We start from the raw sequence: 19,601 nt of genomic DNA, 5'->3' as shown, positions 1-19,601 counted from the left end.
CGCTCAGTTGGGCTCGCTCGATGCCGGCAAGACCGCCAACATCGTCGTCGCCGATGGCGACCCGCTCGATGTCCGCACCGACGTCAAGCGCCTCTTCATCGCTGGCCGCGAGGTCCCTCTCACCAGCCGCCAGACCGCCCTGCGCGACGCCTATATGAACAAGTAGCGTCCCGTGGGAGGAGTGTGCGCGCGCTGAGGTTCGTATCAGGGCACGCCTTCAGCCGTGCCGCAGCGCAAGTTCCAGGAACTGCGGCTTTAGCCGCTGCGGCTCCAGACTCTTATTCGAGAGTGATCTTGCTCTGTCATCCCGAGCGCAGCCCGGTTCGTACGCCTCGGCGGACGAACCCGGCGAAGTCGAGGGACCCCTATAGCCGGCAACCATCCATGGTGCAGCGCGGACTTAGGCGTGATTTTGATTGACCTTCCATTTGTGCTCCCGGAGCCTGCCCTGAGCCTCCTTTGTGTTCCCTTCGTGCCCTTTGTGGTTAGAGCTTTTCTCTGTGCCCTCTGTGGTTAGACTCGGCCCTCCCTTTACACCTTTCGCGCCCGCCCATTACACTACTGGTTTTGCGGAATCTTGCGAGGAGGGGCTCCCTCATGGCGGCCGTAGACGAAAAGGTCAAGCAGATTATCGTGGAGCAGTTGGGTGTGGACGAGGGCGAAGTGACTCCCAACGCGTCCTTTGTGGACGACCTGGGCGCCGACTCGCTGGATACCGTCGAGCTGGTCATGGCGTTCGAGGAAGCCTTCGACATCGAGATCCCCGACGAGGACGCGGAGAAGATCCGCACCGTCAAGGACGCCATCGACTACATCGGCAAGAGCGCCAAGGCAAAGTAACCGCGTGGGCGAGGCGTCCGGGCCTCGCATGCCCTCCGGCCATTCCCCGACTGGCACCGGACGGCTGATTCAGGGTGAGTGGAGGATCCTCCTACTTTGAGCCGTCGAGTCGTCGTCACTGGCGTCGGATTGATTTCCGCCGTCGGCAACACTGCGGAAGAAACCTGGAAGAACCTGCTCGCCGGCAAGAGCGGCGTTGCCCGCATCACTCACTTCGACGCCTCCGATTTTGCCTGCAAGATCGCCGCCGAAGTGAAGGGCTTCGACCCGCTCGCCTTCATCGAGAAAAAAGAAATCAAGAAGATGGCTCGCTTCATTCACCTGGCCATCGCCGCCTCCGACGAGGCCATGAAGCAATCCGGCCTCCAGGTCACGCCCGAAATCGGTCCCCGCGTGGGCGTGCACATCGGCTCGGGCATCGGTGGGTTCGACGTCATCGAGCGCGAGCACGAGAACTTGCTCAAGGGCGGCCCGCGCAAGATCTCGCCCTTTTTCATCCCCTCGGCCATCGTCAACCTGGCCGCCGGCCAGGTCAGCATTCGCTACCGCGCCAAGGGGCCCAACGAAGCCACCTGCACCGCCTGCACCTCCAGCGCCCACTCCATCGGCGACGCATTCCGCATCATCTCCCACTGCGATGCCGACGTCATGATCGCCGGCGGCACCGAAGCCGCCATCACTCCCATGGGCGTGGGCGGGTTCGCCGCCATGCGCGCCCTCTCCACCCGCAACGACGAGCCGGAGAAAGCCAGCCGTCCCTGGGATTCGGGACGTGACGGCTTCATCGTCGGCGAAGGCGCCGGCATCCTCATCCTGGAAGAGCTCGAGTTCGCTCGCAGCCGCGGCGCAAGGATTCTCGCGGAAGTCGTGGGCTACGGCATGAGCGGCGACGCCTATCACATCACCCAGCCTTCCGAAGATGGCGACGGCGCCTACCGCGTCATGACCGCCGCCCTCCACGACGCCAAGCTCCAACCGAGTGACATCGGCTACATCAACGCCCACGGCACCTCGACGCCCATCGGCGACCGCCTGGAGACCATCGCCATCAAACGCACCTTCGGCGACCACGCGAAGAAAGTAGCCGTGAGTTCCACCAAGTCCATGACCGGACACCTGCTGGGCGGCGCCGGCGGCCTGGAGGCCGGCATCACCGTGCTCGCCCTGCGCGACCAGATGCTGCCCCCCACCATCAACCTCGACGCGCCCGACCCCGAGTGCGACCTCGACTACGTGCCCAACCACGCCCGCAAGGCCTCACTCCAGTTCGCCCTTTCCAACTCCTTCGGCTTCGGCGGCACCAACGGCTCCCTTATCTTCCGCCGCTGGGAAGAATAGGCTCACCCCACCGACTGGAAGCGCAGATTGGACCGGAGGGGATCCAGGACCTCTTGCGCCGCATGAACTTCCCCTCCTGATTCCGCTTCCACAAAGAAAACGGCGCAGCCCGAAAGCTGCGCCCGTTGTTTTTGAGTGTGACTACTTCTTTGGGCTCTTTTCGGTCGGGCAGGTCGTTGACATCATTTCCACCTTGTCCGCCTTCCACTTCTTTTCCGCCTTGCCTCCGGCCGCAGCCGCTGCCTCCCACTGGCCAGACACCTTTATCTGGTGCCCGACGTGGTCCTTGAGGTCCGTGGCGGAAACGAGTTGGACTGGTTTGTTGCCTGCAGGATTGGTCAGCGTGTACGCGCCGCTGGCATCCGGTCCGGCCAGGCAGCCGACCAGCGTCTTTTCCTCCGGAGCCGGGGACGTCGCCTTGGCTTGCGTCGGCTTCGCCGCCGGCTTGTCAGACGGTGCCGTACCCTGCTGGGCCGCCAGCGTCACGGCCACCGATAGGACCAGTGTGCATACGATGAATGCGTAGCGAAGATGATGCTTGGTCACGTTTCCTCCTTCTGCGATGTAATGATGTGGTTATCCGAGCTTGATGATGTTGACTGCATGAAACAACCGCGAACCCTGGTTCGGTGCGAACCAGTGTCACTCCGGGTAGCCGCGGGTTAACGAATTTCCAACGGAACCAGAAATCCGCCACGCATCGTTCTTCCGGCGGTACACAATGTCTAGGGTTATGTAGGTGCCGGCATGAGGGTGCGTATCCCCGGCGGTGCCCCTGCCCCAAGAAACTCGAAGAGGGATGCCCCGCGGGTTATATAGATGCAAACCCGCGCGGGCCGAGTTGTGCGGACAATAACGATTGCCAAGCGGGAACTCGTCAATCCAGCCGCGGTGCCGGATCGTCCCACATGTGCTGCGTGATAACGCTGCGGACCGCAGCTACGTCTGCTGCCGCCGGCTCGCACGGCGTTGCGCTCGCCGCCCGAGTTGAAGGAATCATCAGCAGGATGGCAACCATCGCTCTCATCGCATTTCCCCATTCCAGGAAAAACGCGGCCGGCGAACCGGCCGCGCCTCTTGATGCGCTGCGATCACAGGATTTCAGACATCTGCCGCTTCAGCTCCCGTTTCTGCTGCTCGATCACCCGGCGTTGTTCTTCGATCTGTCGACGCATTTCCCGCTTCGCCTGCTCCATGGAGCGCTGCACGTCCGCCCGGCTCAGCCGCAGCACCTGGACCGCCTGCTCCCGGGCCTGGGCCGCCTGCGTTCTCGCCTCGCGCCGGACGCGCTCGACTTCCGGCTTGATCTTTTCCATTTCCAGCCGTAGCTCGTCCATGTCCTGCCGGAAGTCATCCATGTCGAAGTCCAGGTCGAACTCCGGCAGGTCGAAGCGCAGCATGGAGGAGTCGTCGTTGCCCCTCCTCTCCGGCAGATTCAGGGTGAGGGTCTGCGTCTTCTTTTCGCGGATGATGCCTACCGACAGCGCGCCGCTCTTTTGCCGGCGCATCGCGCTCCGCCAATCGCCCGTATCCGCGATCTTCTCGCTGCCCACGCTGACGATCACGTCGCCCGCCCGGAAGCCCGACGCCTCCGCCGGGCTGCCTTTCTCCACTGAGCGCACTAGCACGCCGGCGCCGTCCTTGACGCCGAAGAAGTCACCCAGCTGGTTGGTCAGGTTTTCCACCACTAGGCCGTTGCGCGCCACCGAGGTGCGCACCATCACTTCCATCGCCGGCACCTTCGGCATCTTGGGCATGACCATCTTGTACTTCTTGGCGTACATCTTGCTGCGGTCGCCGAGGGTCGCGGTCAGCGTCATGGGCTGGCCTTCGCGGCTGATGCCCAGCTTCACGCTCCGGCCCGGAGGCGTCTCATGGATCATCCGCCGCAGCGCCTCAGCGCTCTCCACCCGCTGCCCGTTGAAGTCGAGGATCACGTCGCCGACCTTCAGTCCCGACTTGCCTGCCGGCGCATCCTGGTCCACCAAACGTACTTCCACGCCCCGCTCTTCCTTCAGCTTCAGCGCGGACATGCGGTCCGCGGTGACATCGGCGACATCCACGCCCAGGTAGGCCTTGCGCCCTCCCAGCATCACCATGCTCTCGTCGTCTCCGCCGACGGCCCACACCGCGGGCTGCGACGGATCGCCCTCGCCGTAGATCATCACCCCGGCCTGTCTCGCCGCCGCCATCGACGGCACCAGCAGGACCACCGCCATCGCTCTCATCATCCAGGTACGCATGAAGTTCTCCTTGTTCCTTCTCCGCCTACTTCTTCCCGCGGCGGATTTCGATATTCCCGTTGGTGGTATGCAGTTTCAGCACCGGCCCACCTCCGTTGATGCTGCCTTCTACAAAAATCTGCTTCGGCCCCCAGTTCCCACCCTCGGTGGTGACTCGGAGCTCGGAAAAGTCGGACTTCACCCAGTGACCGTCGCCCAGGTCCACCACGCCGCGCACCGTCACGCCCATGGCCGGCGCAAGGTACACGATGATGTCCCCGGCCTGCGTCTCCAGGTGCGAATCCGTGAACTTGCCACGTCCCAGAAACTCGGCAAAGATGGGTCCGCCGGCGGTCTCAGCGCGCACTCCCTGCGTCAGGTTGAGCAGCTTCAGGCCGCCTCCGGCAGTCTCCGCCCGCACCGGCCCGGTCGCCGACTCCAGATGGATGCCGCCTCCTGCGGTCACCAGCACCACGCCGCCATTCACCTTGCCCACCTGAATGGAGCCGCCCGCGGTTTCCGCGTGCAGGTCCTTGTCGCATCTCGATACCTGGATGCTGCCGCCAGCGGTGTTGAGCACCGCCCCATTGCCCACCGTGCCCACTTCGATGGAGCCCCCCGCAGTCTCTGCCAGCAGGCGGCCTTTGATGTCGCGCGCCGCGATGCTGCCCCCGCTGGTGCTCAGGCCGGCGTCACCGCCCACCGCGCCCACGTCGATCGATCCGCCCGAGGTCTCCGCGCGCACCGCCCCGCCGATCTGGTCCAGCGTGATGGATCCCCCCGCCGTCGCCGCGAACGCCTGCCCGGCCAGGTTGCGCATATCCACGCTCCCGCCCGAGGTCTCTACTTTGCCGATGGTCAGCTCGCGCGGCACCGTCAGCGTGAAGTCTGTGGAGACAGAACGCATCTTCTGCGGACCCTGCCACTCGCCCTCCACATACACGGTATCCGCTTTGCGCACCACGTTGATGGCGAATGCCTGGAACAGTTTGCGCGCCGTTTGTTCCCCGCCCTTATGGGTACGCTTCCTGATCACGAAGGTGACGTTCGGCTGGTTGGCTCCCACCACCGTGACCGACCCCATGTCGGTCACCACTTTCAGGTTGCGCGCTCCGGGCAGCGAGCCGGTCATCTCCTCCACCCACTTGTCCCCGTCCTTGTAAATGCGGCTGTCGATGTTGCCGCTCCCAACGTCGGTGTGGAGCGTCTGTGCCCAGGCGCTCCCCGCCACCGCCGATGCCAACATGACAATTGCGACTTGAACCGACTTCTTCAAAATGCCCTCTTCCTTTCTCCTGGTACCCCATGTTTGCGCCCTGCTCTTCGGGCGCAAACGCGGGCTAACGATGCCCTCGTCGTTCTCACTCGCTAGTCGATCTCCGGCAGAGTCGCCAAAACTCTCCGCGATTCATTGCGGATGTACTTGTTCTCGTCCTTCTGGGCCAGTTGTTCCAGTGCCATCCGCACGCTGCCGTCACCCTTCACCGGCTGCAGGATCTGGATGGCTTCCGTGCGCACCCCGGGGTTGGGATCGTTCAGCAGCGCTTCCAGAATGGCGTCGCGCACGCGCAGGTCTTCCGCCACGTACGGCCGCAGGCCTTCCAGCGCCTTCAGCCGTACGCCGGGGTTCTTGTCGTAACGCAGCGAATACATCAGGGACTCACGCACGCGGTTGTCCTCGGGGTTCTGGGTCAGCAGGTTCACCGAATCCAGCCGCACGCCGGAGTTGGTCTGGCTGCGGGCCGCGAACAGCAGTAGTTCCTGGATGCGCGGATCGTCCAGCGAACCCTGCGCCGATTCCCTCTGCACCTGGTCGTACTGGATCTCGACCAGGTTGGAACGCGGGTCGCGATTGATGGAGCGGATGCCGGCGATGGTCGCCTGCGCGGGTTCGGAAGTCGGGCCGATCGCGGGATGGCCGTTCTGGTTGAGCACGCCATAGGTGGTCATGATGCCGGCCGCGAAACCCACCATCAGGATGCCCGCCGCCAGCGCGGGAGAGTAGCGGATCTGCCGCAGCCACGCCCCCGGATCCAGCACCCACCGCCAGGCCGCGGCCTGCGTCACCGACTCCAGCGATTCCTGCAGCCGCATCCGCGAGGAGGCCAGCAGGTTCGGCGTGGGCTCCAGGCGCGGTCGCGCCGCCAGGCCGGCGCGGAATTCCCGGGTCGCTTGCAGCTCGGCCGCGCAACTCGTGCAGCGCTCCACGTGCTGCTCCAGCTCATGCCGCGCGTCGTCGGCCATCTCGTCGTACACGTACTCGATCAGTCCGTTCTTCACGTATTCACAGTTCATGGCAAACTCCTAACGCATCTCCGCCAGCGAGGCCCGCAGTTTCTGCGTGGCCCGGAACAGCGTGTTCTTGGCCGTGTCCTCGGTGGTTTCCAGCATCTCGCCGATGGTCCTCAGCTTCAGCCCGTGATAGTGCTTCAGCTCGAACACCATGCGCTCCCGCGGCGTCAGTCTCTCCAGCGCGCCCGCAATCTTCTTCCCCAGCTCGCGCCGCATCAGGTCGCGCTCCGGGTTGGCTCCCGCCCGCTGGTCCGCCACCTGGTCCAGCAGGCTGAATTCCTCGCCTTCCTTGTCCACCGCCACGTTGGCGCTTTCCTTGCGCACGTTCTTCTTGCGCAGGTGGTCCAGGCACAGGTTCACCACAATGCGGTAGATCCAGGTGTAAAAAGAGCATTCGAACCGGAAGCTGCCCACGTTGCGGTACGCCTTCAGGAACGCTTCCTGGTAAATGTCCTGGGCGTCCTGCTCCGAGCGCGTGAGGTTCAGCGCCAGGCGCAGCACCGCCTGGTCGTACTGGCGGACCAGTTCCTCGAAGGCGGCGCGGTTCCCGCGCTGAGCCTCGCGTATCAGAACGCTGTCGTCCACGCGACTCAGACTTTGGGTGACCATCTGTCCCTGAAGAGGTCTGCTTCCGGGACCACCGCCCACCGCCGGGATCAAGCTAGCGGCTTCGGCCGGCATCGGCTGCTCCTGCAGGGTCCTGGGGCGACTCCAGTATGCCCTACAAATCTCACTCCATGTCATTGGACGAGCCCGTGAAAGGATTGTGAGCAAGCCGCGAGCCCGCAGGCCCGCAAGAATCAAGGGCTTGCTGGGACGAAAAGGCCAATTTCCCAGCGGCCTGAATGTCGTCGGGGCCTTGTCCCTTGTCATTTCCGAGCGAGCGCGAGGGAGGTCTGTTCGCCTCGGGCGGACGGCCGCACCGAAGCGCGCATCGAGGAATCGCTATTCCCATCCTCAGCGGCTGTGGGTCCCAAGGTGCTGTCAAGTCTTTTCTTATCTCGAGTCCCAAGCCATTGAAAGTAAAGGAACTAACCCTGCTCCATCGCCAGGCGGTGCCCAAGCAATTTGCTATAATTGTAAATTGATATATGTAACTAGAGAAATACAACCCATGCCCCTCTACTCCTCCCCCGCCAAAGCTCAGGGAGAGGAGGTCGAAGTCCGGTTCCTGCTCAAGGCCCTCACCCTGGGCCTGGCCGTTTCCAAACCGTACGGGGACAACATCCCCTACGACTTCCTGGTGGATAACGGCCGTTGCATCTTCCGCGTGCAGGTGAAAAGTGTCACCCGCTTCGACCTCGGCTCCTACCGCCTCTCTACCGCTCGCGGCGGCCGCCTCAAGTCGCCATACTCGGCCCACGAGATCGACTTCCTGGCCGCCTACATCATCCCCGAGGACGCCTGGTACTTGCTCCCCGTCCGCGCCTTCACGCCACGCAAGTCCTTGCGTCTCTGTCCGCGCAACGGCCGCCCCGGCTCCCGCCCCCGCCGCCTCGAACGCTACCGCGAAGCCTGGCGGTTGCTGCTGGGTTGAGCCCGCCACAATCGACTTGGCTCGGCTCACATAGCTCCACGCGCCACGTCCTAACCCTAGGAACATCTGGGGGGACTCATGATCAGAGCTGTTTCCGTCACCGCCTTGCTCTTTTTCCTTGTTCCTCCAGCGGGGTCGCAGACTGCCCCGGCTACGGAACCTGGCATTTCCGACTGGCGGCAGGATATCGATGAGATTGTTCGCGACATCCGCGTGTTCCACCCCAACCCGTTCACCAAGGTGGGCGAACTGACTTTCCTTCGTCAGGCCGAGGCACTGAAGAATGCCGTGCCTTCATTGACCGAAGAGCAACGCGTGGCCGCCGCCATGCGCCTGGTCGCATCGCTGGGTGATGGCCACACGCAGCTCGAACCGGACAGTTCAGCCTTCGCGTTCTGGTACCCCATCCGCATCTACGAATTCACCGACGGCTTCTTCGTCACCAGCGCCCACAAGTCCGTATCCGACCTGGCAGGGGCGCAAGTCCTGGAGATTGCCGGCCACCCTGCAAGTGAGGTTGTCGCCGAGGCACGCAAGCTAATGGGCGCCGACAATGTCTTCCACCGCAAGGAGAAGCTGTACGCCCTCCACAGCGCGGCCCTGATGAAGGGTCTTGGTTACACAGACCCCGGCGGCCAACTGAAAATCAAGTTCAGGCTTCGTGACGGCAGGGTCGTGGAACGCGACCTGGTTCCCACAAGAACGGACGATCCTGCTTACAAGGGTTTCGAGGCCGCCTTCGAGTGGCAATTCCGCCGCGAGATGTTCGGCGTGCCCTTCGGCAAGGCCGACGACTGGATCAGCGCATACAGCGCCCTGCCTTCCGTAACCTTCCGAACCGCGGACACATCCCGCCCCCCCCATTTCATCTTGGGGGGTCCCTACGTCTCCCGGGCCATGCCGCAACATCACGCCTACTACGTTCAGATGAACCAACTGGACGACACCGAGCTCATCCCCTTCCTGCAAGCCGCGCTGCGGGAAGTGGACCAGCTCAAGCCGCGCCGCCTCATCCTCGACTTGCGCTACAACTTTGGCGGAGACGGCAGCGTCGTCAACGACATGATCGCCGAGTTCGTCACCCGCCAGAACCATCCGCCATGGACGGAGCTCTACATTTTGACCGGCCGCAAGACGTTCAGCGCCGGCATCATGGCCCTGAGTGCGTTTCTGAAGCACACGCGACCGACTCTGATCGGCGAGCCGGCGGGAGCGGCGCTCAACAGCTTCGGCGACGCCACCTCGCGCAAGTACTCCCGCACTGGACTGCACCTTTATGTTTCCACTCTGCGCCACCAACTGAGTGCTTCCAATGATCTTTCCGAGTTCATCCCCGTGGATCTGCCGGCTCCGTTCTCCTTCGCGGACTACGCCGCGGGACGCGATCCTGCGCTTGATCCCATCCTGCGTGGCGAAGAAATGCGCAGCATCCCCGTCATCGCTCTGGCCAACGGTGGCGTCGCCGCCCGCAGGGCTTATGAAGACCGCAAGGCGCGGTTTGCCAGCTACGACTGGTGGAGGCCGCCGCCTGAAATCGACTTGCGTAATGCTTGCCAGATGCTGATGGATCAGAAGCGCATGCCTGACGCCCTCGAGACCTGTCGTCTGAATGCGGACATCCATCCTTACATCTGGAACGTATGGCTCAACCTGGGGCGCGCCCAGCGGCTCTCCGGGATGCAAACAGAAGCTTTGAAGAGCTACCGGCGCGTCCTGGAGGTCGATCCCAACAACTTCAACGCCCACGCGATCTGCCCGCTGCTGGCGAAAGCATCGATGTCCGATGGCCTTCCCGTATGCGAGGCCTTCAAGTAGATGTCGGCGCTCATTCCGTCTCGACCGAGTTTGCTTCTCTGCCCGCGCGTCAGTCGCCACGGCTATCAGCCGCTACCTCTGGAACGCTACCGGGAGACTTAGCTGTTGCTGACCTCAAGCCTGTCTCCTGCTGCCCTTCCGAGCCCGCCCGACCGAGCTGCGCGGAAGGAGGGTAGCCCGCTGTCGGAACATGCCTTGACGCAACCACCTCGAGCCCCGCAGGGGCGCTAGAATGTGAGCACACGGCGTCAGCCGTGGGTCATTTGGGCCCCTGAAATCCCAAGCCCCGGAGGGCGAAAGAATGGCGTCCCCGGCCTACAATCTCGGTCTTCTTGATGGGGAGGTGCCCTTGAAGCGAGTCGTCCTCTTGACGATTGCCCTCTTCTCCCTAGGCGTATTTGCCCAGGGTTCTTGCACTGCCATTCGTGAAGCTCAGAAGGCGACCTACGGCTTTCGCCCAAGTAAGGTCGACGAGAAGACAAGGGACGCGAAGTCTGCGGCGATGGATTCCTTCTGGGAGCTGGTCAAGAAGGAGATGCCAGATGGTGTAGCGTGCTTGCAGGACCTGCTGGCCGAGGAGAAGAGCGATCCTTTCTTTCTCTTTGATGGGTCTTCGTTGCTCTTCAGCTTAGACCAGTCTGAGCGGTCCGGACGCATTGTCGAGGAAGCCGTCTACCAGTCCGATCTCAATGAAATCGATCCAGCCGGATACGTTCGATTGCTCCTGCAGCTCTCCTTTAGCGATGTTGACACCGGCCGCCTGGCATCCCGCTATCTCGAGCACCCCAATGTGACGGCCTACGTGCCGCAACATGCCCTCACTTTGGACAGGAGTCTCGGAGCCGTCTTCCTCTATGGGAGCATGACACCCGAACGCGCGGATGGTTATCTGACGAGTGCCCTCGATTCGGAGAACAAGGAGACCAGGGACGTTGCCGCGCTCACGCTGGCACTCAGCATGACCGAAGCCGGCTTCAAAGCTCTGACTCAGTTCCAGGGTTTGAAAGCGTTGCCCGAACCTTATGCAAAGCAGGTCCGACAACTTCGGACCTATTCGCGATACGAGCCACCGAAGCAACCGCCGAAATTCAGCCGCGAGGAGGTTCTCGAATACATCCGTCTTATTCCGCATACCGAAGAAGAATTCCACAAAGCACTCGACCGGCAGGAGGAATACGAGAAACGCCATCCGGAGCCGGACCTTGGTCGCAAGGCCGACAGTAAAGGAGTAGTCGCCGCCGTGGCCCGCAAGATCGAAGAGGCTCCGCCCTTTCTGGGTATCGCCGGTGCGAAGCGGTTCATTGAGAGTGCTGTTGCCAATCTCTCTGAGAAGGACCTGCCGATGATTCGCGAGGCTCGACGAAGCTCACTACAAGGACTCTCCGACGAGAATCTGTATGAGTACTTCTCCTACACCCAGATCATTGAGGGAATTATCAATCGGCTCGATCTTTACAAAGACTACCGTATCCACCAGCCCGATTGAGGAGCGAACCCTCTCACCAAAAACACCACGGCCGGCGGACTTGCCATCCCGCCGGCCGTTGTTTCTTGCTGGAAACCGGAAACTGGAAACTGGGTTCTATTCCGCTTCTTTCTCCACCACCACTTTGATGGTGGCGGCGACGTCGCGGTGCAGCTTCACCTTCACCGCGAACTCGCCCAGCGCCTTGATGGGTTCGTCGATCTGGATCTTGCGCCGGTCGACTTCGAAGCCCTGCGAGGCCAGCGCCTCGGCGATGTCCACCGAAGTGACCGAACCGAACAGATGCTCCTGCTCGCCCGCCTTGCGCTGGAAGGTGAGGCGCGCGCCTTCCAGTTGCCCGGCCAGGGCCGTGGCCCCGGCCTTTTCCTGCGCCGAGCGCCGCTCCGCCGCCTGCTTCATCTGCGCGATCACGGCCCGGTTGGCCTTCGTGGCCTCGATGGCCAGCTTCCGCGGGATCAGGTAATTGCGGCCGTAACCCTCGGCCACCTTCACGACCTCGCCGCGATGGCCCAGCTTGGCCACATCTTCTTTCAGAATGACGTCCATGCAATAACTCCTCGCTCTTGGGTCTTAGCTCTTGGCTCTTGGCTACGACCGATTGCCTTCGGGGCCTTTGGCCAAAAGCCAACGGCCAACAGCCAAGAGCGGTTTCGTTATCGAACCGCAAAGGGCAGGAACGCGATGTTGCGCGCCTGCTTGATGGCGTTGGTGAGCCGCCGCTGGTGCGGCGAGCACACTCCGGTGACCCGCCGGGGGACGATCTTGCCGCTCTCCCCTACGAACTGCTGCAGCAGGCGCACGTCCTTGTAGTCGATCGAGTCGATTTTCTCCACGCAGAACTTGCACACCTTCTTGCGCCGGAAGAACTTGCGCCCCCCCGGCCCGCCGGACCGTGGACCTCCAGGTCCACGCCGCGGCCCTGGACCCGTCGCTGCCGCCGGTGCCGGCGCCGGCGCGGGTGCCGGCGCCGGTGTCTCGGTTGCCCCGTTTGCCGCCGCCGGAGTACTGCCACTCTTAACTTCTTCGTCAGCCATGATTCTCCTCAGTTGAGCTTCCAGCCTCTAGCTACCATTTAGGAAGCAGTAGCCTAAGAATTTCCGGCTTCCTGCCTCCTGCGTCCTGCCACCTAGACACTAACCGCCGCTTGCTCGCCGGGCGCTTCCGTCTCCGGTTGCGCCGCGCGCCGCACCTTGGTCGCGCGGATGGCCTTCACTTTGGCCAGCCGCTTCTGTTCCTGGTCGATGCGCACGGTCAGGAACTTGAGCACCGGCTCGCTCACCCGCATGCGGCGCTCCAGCTCGTGGATGGTCTCGCCCGCCCCTTCCAGCGTGAACAGCACGTAGTTCCCCTCGCGCGTCCCGCGCACGTTGTACGCCAAGCGTCGCCGTCCCAGGCGGTCAATGCTCTTGATGACTCCGCCGGCCCCGGAAACGTTCGACTCCAATCCCTGAATCAGCTTTTCCACCTCTTCGTCCGCCACATCCGGCTTGACGATGAACATCACTTCATACAAACGTTGCATTCGTTTTTCCCTTCTTGAAACTGGAAACCTGAAACTCGAAACTGTCTCCTTGCGTCCTGCCTCCTGCCACCTCTTGCCTCGCCACTCGCTACTCGGTACTCGCTACTCGCTGGTTGAACCGGTTCATCGCCTGCTCCGGGCCTTCTTCCACGATCACCCGGGTAGCCTCGGCGGCGCGGTCCAGCATCTCGTCCACCGCCGGGAGCTGCGCTTTCTTCCACGGCGAGGTCACATACCGCGCGCCGTCGCCGACCGGGTGCCCCGGGTGTACGCCCATGCGTACGCGCACGAACTCATTCGTGTCCAGCGCCCCGAAGATCGACTCCACCCCGTTGTGCCCCGCCGACCGGCCGCGCCGGCGGATGCGCAGCGTCCCCAGCGGCAGGTCCAGCTCGTCGTAGAGCACGATCAGGTCCTGGGCCGGATCGACCTCGAACTCCCGCACCAGCTCGCCCACCGCCATGCCGCTCAGGTTCATGTACGTTTCCGGCTTGGCCAGCAGGACCTCGTGTCCTCCCAGCTTTGCCTTCGCCGTGAGCGAACGACAGCGGCGATTGCTCACCCGCGCCCCGCACTGCTCGGCGATGCGGTCCACCGCCAGGAACCCGCTGTTGTGCGGCGTGAACTGGTACTCGATGCCCGGGTTGCCCAGCCCCACGATCAGCTTCATGCGGCCGGTTTCCCTCGCACCTACTTCTCCTTCTCCTTCTTCTCCTTCTTCTCCGCCTTGGGAGCCTCGGCCTCCGCCTCCCCTTCGCCCTCGACCTCCTGCTTGCCCTTCTTGATGAGTTCGGGCTCGGTCGGCGCCGCGATCGCGGCTTCCGCCGCCGCCTCTGGCGTGGGCGCCACTTCTTCCTTGATGTGCACGATGTGGGCCACCGGGTAGTTGGCGTCGGTCAGGAACTTCAGCTTCTCGCTGTGCGGCAGGTCGCTGACCCGCAACACCTTGCCGTGAATCAGCTCGGTGACGTCCACATCGATGTGGCTGGGGATGTCCGCCGGCAGGCACTCGAGCTCCACTTCGCGCAGCACCTGCTCCAGGATGCCGCCCTCGGTCTTCACGCCCGCCGGAACACCCTGCAGCAGGATGGGCACTTTCACCTTCAGGCGTTCGTCCATCGCAATGCGCTTCAGGTCCACGTGCAGCAGGGCTCCGTGCACCGGCTCGTACTGCCAGTCCACGATCATGGCCCGGGTGCGCTCGCCGCCCACTTCCAGCTCGAAAATGGTGTTGTGTCCCGACTCGGAGTGCAGGATGTGCGTGATCTGCTTGGGATTCACACTTACCGCCACGCTGTCCTTGCGGGCCCCGTACAGCACGCCCGGGATGCGGCCTTGCCGGCGCAACCGCCGGGCTTCATTGGTCCCGCGGGCTTTCTCCCCCCGCGGCTCTGCCACTACCAGTTCTGCGTTCGCCATATCTCCTCTGCGTCCTCGATTCGCAACTCGGTACTCGGTACTCCTAACTCGACAACGTGCTGACCGACGTCTCCTCGTGAATGGACTGGATGGCGCGCGCCGTCAGTCCGGCGATGGACAGCACCTTGATCTTGGGACAGCGCTGCGCCTCGGGCTTCAACGGGATGGTGTTGGTCACCACCACTTGCTCCAGGCGCGAAGCGGCGATGCGCTCGATGGCCGGCCCGGAAAGCACCGGATGGGTGGCGCAGGCGTACACCGTCTTCGCTCCTGCGCCGTAGAGCGCCTCCGAGGCGTTCACCAGCGTGCCCGCGGTGTCGATGATGTCGTCCAGGATGACGCAGGTGCGGCCCTCGACGTCGCCGATGACGTGCAGCACTTCGGCCACGTTCATCTCCGTGCGCCGCTTGTCGATGATGGCCAGCATCGAATCCATTTTCTTGGCGAAGAAGCGCGCCCGCTCCACGCCGCCCGCGTCCGGCGAGACCACCGTCAGGTCCGCCAGGTTCAGCTCCCGGAAGTGGCTCACCAGCACCGGGGAAGCGAACAGATGGTCCACCGGGATGTTGAAGAAACCCTGGATCTGCGGCGCGTGCAGGTCCACGATGAGCGCCCGGTGCGCACCCGCGGTGGTCAGAAGGTCGGCCACCAGCTTGGCCGAGATGGGCGCCCGCGGCTTGTCCTTGCGGTCCTGCCGCGCATAGCCGAAGTACGGGATCACCGGCGTGATGCGCCCCGCCGAGGCGCGCCGCAGCGCGTCCATCATCATCAGCAGCTCCATCAGGTTGTAGTTCACCGGGTCGCAGGTGGGCTGCACCACGAACACGTCCGCTCCCCGCACGTTCTCCAGGATTTGCACGTAGATTTCGCCGTCCGAGAAGCGGGTGAGGTTGGCCTGGCCGCGCCGCATCCCCAGGTGCGTGCAGACCTCGTCCGCCAGGGCCGGATTGGCCGTCCCCGAGAACACCTTGAACTTGTCCGCGCGCCGCACCCGTGGCTTGCGCTCCGGCCGGGGCTGCGCCCCCGGCCGCTGCTCCTTCTTCCCCGTCGCCGTCGTTACCGTCGTCGCCATGGCAGTTCCCAGTTCTGTGTTTCGTACCCGGGTTTCAGTTGCTCGTGCTCTCGCCGTCTCGCGCGCGCTGGCCACCCTTCGCTCCGCTGACTACGCTCCCGTGCCCTTGCCGTTCCTTTCCCCGCTGCTGCCCAGTACTCCCTTTGCCGTCCCGCTCGCTGCTTACTCCCTCGTGCCGTCCCTCTTCCCCTTCTGGCTGGGCGGCTTGGATTCGAACCAAGACTAGGTGCTCCAAAGGCACCTGACCTACCATTAGTCGACCGCCCAGAAAAACCAGTTTCCGGATGCCCGTTGTCCGTCGAACATCCAAACCAAAATCAAGCCCACAGGCGCTGCCAGTAAGCGCGGCGCGAGAGCGTCAAGGTCGCAACCGCGGGCACGCCCAGTTTGCGCAGGCGGGCGGCGGCGCGCTGGGCCTTGTCGCGACGAGCGAACAAGCCATAGAGCGCGGAACCGGAGCCGGAAAGCGAGGCATAGCCCGCGCCCAGGCGCTCGAGGAGCCGCTTCAACTCACCCAGTTCAGGATGCTCGGAAAAGACGACACGTTCGAAGTCGTTAGCGATCCCGGCACGGACAAGGTCGAGAAGCAGTGCCTCGGCCCGGTCCCGGCCACGTACACGGCCCGGGACACCGGTTGCGGTACCCGCCAGCCACGCGCTCAGCGCGTAACCAGACAGACTGATTTTATCGGAGGCGGCGGGGGGCGTCAATTTGGCATTTCGAGCGCGTTTTCCGGGCCTATCCGCGACCAGGTCCGCGGGCGGAACGTGGTCTTCGAGCCGGTCCCAGGCGGCAAAGGCGGCGGGGGTGGAGACCGCAATCTGCGGAGTGACAAGCACACAAGGAAGCGGCAGAAGATCGGGGAGCGGATAGACCTCTTCGCCACGGCCCACGCCGAGGATAGTGCCGCCGATCAGGAATAGAGGCAGGTCGGAGCCGACTTCGGCGGCAATGCTCTGGCGGGCGGCGGGCGAGAGGCGCTTTTTCAGGGTGCGCTCGAGGGCGAACATGGTAGCGACCGCGTTCGAAGAGGCTGCGCCCAGGCCTCCCTGTACTGGCAGGCGTTTTTCGATGTGGATGCGCACGCGGGCGCGGGTCTTCAGCGCGGCGAGCACGAGCTCGGCGACGCGGTGGCAGGTGTTGGCGGGGCCGGCGGGGACACGCGGGTCGGCGCAATCGATCTCGATGCCGGAGCCGCGGCCGACCTCGACGCGCAGGCGGTCGTGCAAGGCGATGGTCTGGTAGACGGTACGCAGGTCGTGGAAGCCGTCCGGCCGCCGCGGGCCGATGGAGAGCCCGAGGTTGATCTTGGCGAAAGAACGGACGGTGACGGGCATGGGGAGGAGATTCTAAACCAGCAGTCAGCAACGAAGAGCCCAGAGGGGCGAACAGCCCATCAACGCTGCTGCAGCCTGATGGAAGGCAGGCCGATGCGGCGCAAGAGGTCGCCGAAGCGGGGATCGCGACGCAGGTCTCGGAAACCCGGCTCGACCCCCACATACAGGAGCCCTTCCGAACGTTCGGCATAGCCTTGCTCCAGATAGCGGAAGGCGTCGTTGTTATCGCCCAGGGCAGCCGCCAGGATGGCGAGATAGAGGGCGGGAACGTAATGCTCACGGGACAGCGCCTTGAGCCGATCCAGTTTGTGCCTAGCTTCTGCGACCCTGCCGGCATGGGCGTAGGTACGCCCCAGCACCATGTGGAGCGCCGGAATGCGATCGAAAGCGGCGGGGTTCTGACGAAGACGGGGATCGGATTGTGCTGCCTCAAGAGCCTGGGCGTACATTCCTTTCCCGTCGTAAGCCATGGCCATCACCAAGCGAGCCTGGAGGAAGGTGGGGTCGAGTTCCAAGACGTGGTTGCACTGGGTGATGGATTCGTCGAAGCGCTGGGCCATGTAGAAGTACCAGGCCAGACCAAGGTTGATGGGCAGCGACTTGGGATCGTATTGGAGAGCATGCTGAAGCTCGGTGAGAGCCTGGTCCCAGCGGCCGGACTGGGTCAGCAAGCGGGCATACCAATGGTGGGCGGTGGCGTTGTTGGGATCGAGTTCTTCCGCTTTACGGAAGCCCCTCTCTGCGGAGGCGAAATCCCAGTAATAGATAAGCTGGATGTTGGCCAGGGACACGTGGGCTTCGCCTAGGGAGGGATCGAGCTCCAAAGCCTTGCGGGCTTCGTACTCAGCTTTGGGAATCACCTTGGTGGGTTCTACCCAATCGTAGGAAATGGCGCCCAGGAGAATGTATGCATCCGCGAGACCGGCATGGGCGGGCGCGTACGCCGGGTCAATGCGGATGGCCTTCTCAAAGTAGTCGGCACCGAGCTTGACCTCTTGGAGGGTCCGCTGGTTGAGGTGATAGCGGCCCTGTAAGTAGGCATCCAGGGCTTCGGTACTGGCTGGGCCACGACCTGCCAGCCGGGCACGTTCTTCCTGAGTCAGATTGGCCTGGATGCCTTGGGCGATCCCCTGGGCCATGGTTCCAACCAGACTCAGTGAATCCAGGGTCTCGCGCTCGTAGTCATCGGCCCACAAGGACTGCTCATCCCGGGCCCGGATGAGCTTGGCAGTAATGCGGACTTTGCTCCCATGGCGCAGCACGGACCCCTCGACGACGGTATCGACGTTCAACTCCCGGGCGATCTCGGGCAGGGTCTTGTGCGAGTCCCTGTAGGTTTCCATGGTGGTGCGGGAGATCACCTTGACGTTGCGCATCTTGGCCAAGTCGGTGATAAGGGCCTCATGGATGCCGTCGACGAAGGGCACATCGTCCGAACTGCGGGAAAGATTGGCGAGAGGCAGCACAGCGAGCGAACGAATGGGTTCCCGGTCCCGCGCAGCCCAGCGAGGAAACCGGCTGCGCACAGCAGAAGGAGCCAGCCAGACTGCTGCCGCCAACAGGACAACGACAAGCAAAGCCAGCGACAACCAGGCGCTCCGCCCGAAGCGGGTAACGGTAGCGGCTTTTCCGTCCGGGTGCGGCGGTACTTCCTGATCGTGCCCCTCAGCCTGCAGCACGGGGCTGCGTTCTCTCCACCAAGTATCGATCTCCGAGCGGAACGCGTACACCGCGCCCAGCTTCTCGTGCAAATGCCGGTGTACAGGTAACCCTTCCTTCTTCTCCCAGCGCTGGACGGTGCGGACGTCGCGTTTCAGGTAGGCAGCAATCTCCTTCCAGGAATCGAGGCGATCGCCGGAAGCAGGAGTTGGCGGAACGTCCGGTTGAATGGGCTCCCCAGAATCCATGGTCCCCCCTCCGGGAGCAAAGGGCAGCGGGATTCTACTCCAATTCCGCAGCCCTTCCCCAAGGGATACGGCTCGTCCAAGCGGCCTGGGGAGTGGCCCGCCAAGAGGGCTGGGTGTTCCGGACGGAGCCCAAAACCGACAGAGTGCGGCAAAGAGCGGCAGAGGGCTGGCCGCCGCACCTCACCGCTTGCGCGAACTGCGAAGCAACCCTACTGTCGGCCCAAGTCCGGCGACGGCGACCGTAGCCAGGCTGGTGAGGAGACTGAGATGACCTACGGAAAACAGCGATGGCTAGGGGCCCTGCTCGCACTGCTTTGCGGCGTGCTTCTGCCTGCCCAAGCCCAGACACTCCCCGGGGCACCGTCCACACAGTCGCCACGCCCAAGCGGCTTCTGCGATTTCGCCCGCAATCTGGGCATGGATTGCCCCGGAAACCGGGCGAATCTTGCCCAACGAGAGGAACGTGAGCGGCAGAGGCGGTACGTGACGCTCGCGCGAGGCACGCCGATCCACCTCCGCCTAACGCGTTCCTATTCCAGCCGTGAGCATCGTCCCGGTGAAAGCGTCGAGTTGCGGGTTACAGACCCGGTTCGAGCGGAAGGCGTTCTTGTGCTGCCCAGGGGCGCAATCGTCTGGGGCTATGTGGACGCCGGCACTCGCAAGGACGGGTTCTGCATGAAAGGCGAGAGCTTGCACCTCTCCTCGGATCATGCCGAGGCCATTACCGGAGAAATCATCCCTCTGGTGGGTGGAGTTTCAACGGCGGAGGACTTCTGGATGAGGTCCGAGGCCGAGAGGGAATCTCCCTACAAGT

20 protein-coding genes and 1 tRNA gene are annotated in these 19,601 nt (G+C 63.5%); 6 read left to right on the top strand and 15 right to left on the bottom strand.

Annotation, left to right across the window (positions count from 1 at the left end):
- The first annotated feature begins 597 nt into the window (after positions 1-597).
- Complete coding sequence (gene acpP, locus VLE48_11075; protein HSA93543.1) at positions 598-840, top strand: acyl carrier protein; 243 nt, start codon at positions 598-600, stop codon at positions 838-840.
- Between the two features lie 96 nt (positions 841-936).
- Complete coding sequence (gene fabF / locus VLE48_11070; GenBank protein HSA93542.1) at positions 937-2,178, top strand: beta-ketoacyl-ACP synthase II; 1,242 nt, start codon at positions 937-939, stop codon at positions 2,176-2,178.
- A 141-nt stretch (positions 2,179-2,319) separates the two neighbouring features.
- Here the strand turns inward: fabF and VLE48_11065 are convergent, their stop codons facing one another.
- The 6 genes from VLE48_11065 to VLE48_11040 form a co-directional block, all read right to left on the bottom strand.
- Positions 2,320-2,724 (bottom strand): hypothetical protein, encoded by a 405-nt coding sequence (locus tag VLE48_11065; GenBank protein HSA93541.1) that lies wholly within the window; start codon positions 2,722-2,724, stop codon positions 2,320-2,322.
- 331 nt (positions 2,725-3,055) lie between these two features.
- The gene (locus tag VLE48_11060; protein ID HSA93540.1) at positions 3,056-3,205 is read right to left on the bottom strand and encodes a hypothetical protein; all 150 of its coding nucleotides are present in this window, start codon (positions 3,203-3,205) and stop codon (positions 3,056-3,058) included.
- A 64-nt stretch (positions 3,206-3,269) separates the two neighbouring features.
- On the bottom strand, positions 3,270-4,421 hold the full coding sequence (locus VLE48_11055; GenBank protein HSA93539.1) for a PDZ domain-containing protein: 1,152 nt from the start codon (positions 4,419-4,421) through the stop codon (positions 3,270-3,272).
- A 25-nt stretch (positions 4,422-4,446) separates the two neighbouring features.
- Positions 4,447-5,676 carry a hypothetical protein gene (locus VLE48_11050; GenBank protein HSA93538.1) on the bottom strand — a complete coding sequence of 410 codons (1,230 nt, stop codon included), beginning with the start codon at positions 5,674-5,676 and terminating at the stop codon, positions 4,447-4,449.
- 92 nt (positions 5,677-5,768) lie between these two features.
- Entirely contained in the window at positions 5,769-6,695 is a 927-nt protein-coding gene (locus VLE48_11045) for a HEAT repeat domain-containing protein (protein ID HSA93537.1), read from the bottom strand.
- A gap of 9 nt (positions 6,696-6,704) precedes the next feature.
- Positions 6,705-7,373 carry a sigma-70 family RNA polymerase sigma factor gene (locus VLE48_11040; protein HSA93536.1) on the bottom strand — a complete coding sequence of 223 codons (669 nt, stop codon included), beginning with the start codon at positions 7,371-7,373 and terminating at the stop codon, positions 6,705-6,707.
- Between the two features lie 433 nt (positions 7,374-7,806).
- On the opposite strand from VLE48_11040, the gene VLE48_11035 reads away from it, so the two are divergent.
- The 3 genes from VLE48_11035 to VLE48_11025 all read left to right on the top strand — a co-directional run bounded on the left by VLE48_11035 (position 7,807) and on the right by VLE48_11025 (position 11,530).
- Positions 7,807-8,229 carry a group I intron-associated PD-(D/E)XK endonuclease gene (locus tag VLE48_11035; protein ID HSA93535.1) on the top strand — a complete coding sequence of 141 codons (423 nt, stop codon included), beginning with the start codon at positions 7,807-7,809 and terminating at the stop codon, positions 8,227-8,229.
- A gap of 78 nt (positions 8,230-8,307) precedes the next feature.
- On the top strand, positions 8,308-10,044 hold the full coding sequence (locus tag VLE48_11030; GenBank protein HSA93534.1) for a hypothetical protein: 1,737 nt from the start codon (positions 8,308-8,310) through the stop codon (positions 10,042-10,044).
- 349 nt (positions 10,045-10,393) lie between these two features.
- The gene (locus tag VLE48_11025; protein HSA93533.1) at positions 10,394-11,530 is read left to right on the top strand and encodes a hypothetical protein; all 1,137 of its coding nucleotides are present in this window, start codon (positions 10,394-10,396) and stop codon (positions 11,528-11,530) included.
- 96 nt (positions 11,531-11,626) lie between these two features.
- Here the strand turns inward: VLE48_11025 and rplI are convergent, their stop codons facing one another.
- The 9 genes from rplI to VLE48_10980 form a co-directional block, all read right to left on the bottom strand.
- Positions 11,627-12,076 (bottom strand): 50S ribosomal protein L9, encoded by a 450-nt coding sequence (gene rplI / locus VLE48_11020; GenBank protein HSA93532.1) that lies wholly within the window; start codon positions 12,074-12,076, stop codon positions 11,627-11,629.
- Between the two features lie 107 nt (positions 12,077-12,183).
- A complete protein-coding gene (gene rpsR / locus VLE48_11015) occupies positions 12,184-12,564 on the bottom strand; it encodes a 30S ribosomal protein S18 (protein HSA93531.1) in 381 nt (126 codons plus the stop codon).
- A 92-nt stretch (positions 12,565-12,656) separates the two neighbouring features.
- Positions 12,657-13,052 (bottom strand): 30S ribosomal protein S6, encoded by a 396-nt coding sequence (rpsF, locus tag VLE48_11010; protein HSA93530.1) that lies wholly within the window; start codon positions 13,050-13,052, stop codon positions 12,657-12,659.
- Between the two features lie 88 nt (positions 13,053-13,140).
- Positions 13,141-13,722, bottom strand: coding sequence for an aminoacyl-tRNA hydrolase (pth, locus tag VLE48_11005; protein HSA93529.1), 582 nt, complete (start codon positions 13,720-13,722; stop codon positions 13,141-13,143).
- A 20-nt stretch (positions 13,723-13,742) separates the two neighbouring features.
- On the bottom strand, positions 13,743-14,471 hold the full coding sequence (locus tag VLE48_11000) for a 50S ribosomal protein L25 (protein ID HSA93528.1): 729 nt from the start codon (positions 14,469-14,471) through the stop codon (positions 13,743-13,745).
- Positions 14,472-14,514: 43 nt separating this feature from the next.
- Positions 14,515-15,543, bottom strand: coding sequence for a ribose-phosphate pyrophosphokinase (locus VLE48_10995; protein HSA93527.1), 1,029 nt, complete (start codon positions 15,541-15,543; stop codon positions 14,515-14,517).
- Between the two features lie 193 nt (positions 15,544-15,736).
- Positions 15,737-15,810: transfer RNA gene (locus tag VLE48_10990), tRNA-Gln, on the bottom strand.
- Between the two features lie 50 nt (positions 15,811-15,860).
- Positions 15,861-16,880 (bottom strand): hypothetical protein, encoded by a 1,020-nt coding sequence (locus VLE48_10985; protein HSA93526.1) that lies wholly within the window; start codon positions 16,878-16,880, stop codon positions 15,861-15,863.
- 59 nt (positions 16,881-16,939) lie between these two features.
- Positions 16,940-18,787, bottom strand: a complete 1,848-nt coding sequence (locus tag VLE48_10980; GenBank protein ID HSA93525.1) for a tetratricopeptide repeat protein — start codon at positions 18,785-18,787, stop codon at positions 16,940-16,942.
- A 609-nt stretch (positions 18,788-19,396) separates the two neighbouring features.
- On the opposite strand from VLE48_10980, the gene VLE48_10975 reads away from it, so the two are divergent.
- A partial coding sequence (locus VLE48_10975) for a hypothetical protein (protein ID HSA93524.1) occupies positions 19,397-19,601 on the top strand: 205 nt, incomplete at its 3' end.

This window comes from Terriglobales bacterium, assembly GCA_035454605.1.
Taxonomy (GTDB): Bacteria; Acidobacteriota; Terriglobia; order Terriglobales; family Acidobacteriaceae; genus DATMAB01.
The sequence above is the reverse complement of the archived record's forward strand: the minus strand, read 5'-3'. Positions and strand labels throughout refer to the sequence as shown.

What these genes read in the sequence shown, in the direction of transcription:
- acpP (HSA93543.1), top strand. Translation starts at nt 598, where the DNA reads ATGGCGGCCGTAGACGAAAAGGTCAAGCAGATTATCGTGGAGCAGTTG.
- VLE48_11060 (HSA93540.1), bottom strand. Translation starts at nt 3,205, where the DNA reads ATGAGAGCGATGGTTGCCATCCTGCTGATGATTCCTTCAACTCGGGCG.
- VLE48_11055 (HSA93539.1), bottom strand. Translation starts at nt 4,421, where the DNA reads ATGCGTACCTGGATGATGAGAGCGATGGCGGTGGTCCTGCTGGTGCCG.
- VLE48_11045 (HSA93537.1), bottom strand. Translation starts at nt 6,695, where the DNA reads ATGAACTGTGAATACGTGAAGAACGGACTGATCGAGTACGTGTACGAC.
- VLE48_11040 (HSA93536.1), bottom strand. Translation starts at nt 7,373, where the DNA reads ATGCCGGCCGAAGCCGCTAGCTTGATCCCGGCGGTGGGCGGTGGTCCC.
- VLE48_11035 (HSA93535.1), top strand. Translation starts at nt 7,807, where the DNA reads ATGCCCCTCTACTCCTCCCCCGCCAAAGCTCAGGGAGAGGAGGTCGAA.
- VLE48_11030 (HSA93534.1), top strand. Translation starts at nt 8,308, where the DNA reads ATGATCAGAGCTGTTTCCGTCACCGCCTTGCTCTTTTTCCTTGTTCCT.
- rplI (HSA93532.1), bottom strand. Translation starts at nt 12,076, where the DNA reads ATGGACGTCATTCTGAAAGAAGATGTGGCCAAGCTGGGCCATCGCGGC.
- rpsR (HSA93531.1), bottom strand. Translation starts at nt 12,564, where the DNA reads ATGGCTGACGAAGAAGTTAAGAGTGGCAGTACTCCGGCGGCGGCAAAC.
- rpsF (HSA93530.1), bottom strand. Translation starts at nt 13,052, where the DNA reads ATGCAACGTTTGTATGAAGTGATGTTCATCGTCAAGCCGGATGTGGCG.
- pth (HSA93529.1), bottom strand. Translation starts at nt 13,722, where the DNA reads ATGAAGCTGATCGTGGGGCTGGGCAACCCGGGCATCGAGTACCAGTTC.
- VLE48_11000 (HSA93528.1), bottom strand. Translation starts at nt 14,471, where the DNA reads ATGGCGAACGCAGAACTGGTAGTGGCAGAGCCGCGGGGGGAGAAAGCC.
- VLE48_10995 (HSA93527.1), bottom strand. Translation starts at nt 15,543, where the DNA reads ATGGCGACGACGGTAACGACGGCGACGGGGAAGAAGGAGCAGCGGCCG.
- VLE48_10985 (HSA93526.1), bottom strand. Translation starts at nt 16,880, where the DNA reads ATGCCCGTCACCGTCCGTTCTTTCGCCAAGATCAACCTCGGGCTCTCC.
- VLE48_10980 (HSA93525.1), bottom strand. Translation starts at nt 18,787, where the DNA reads ATGGATTCTGGGGAGCCCATTCAACCGGACGTTCCGCCAACTCCTGCT.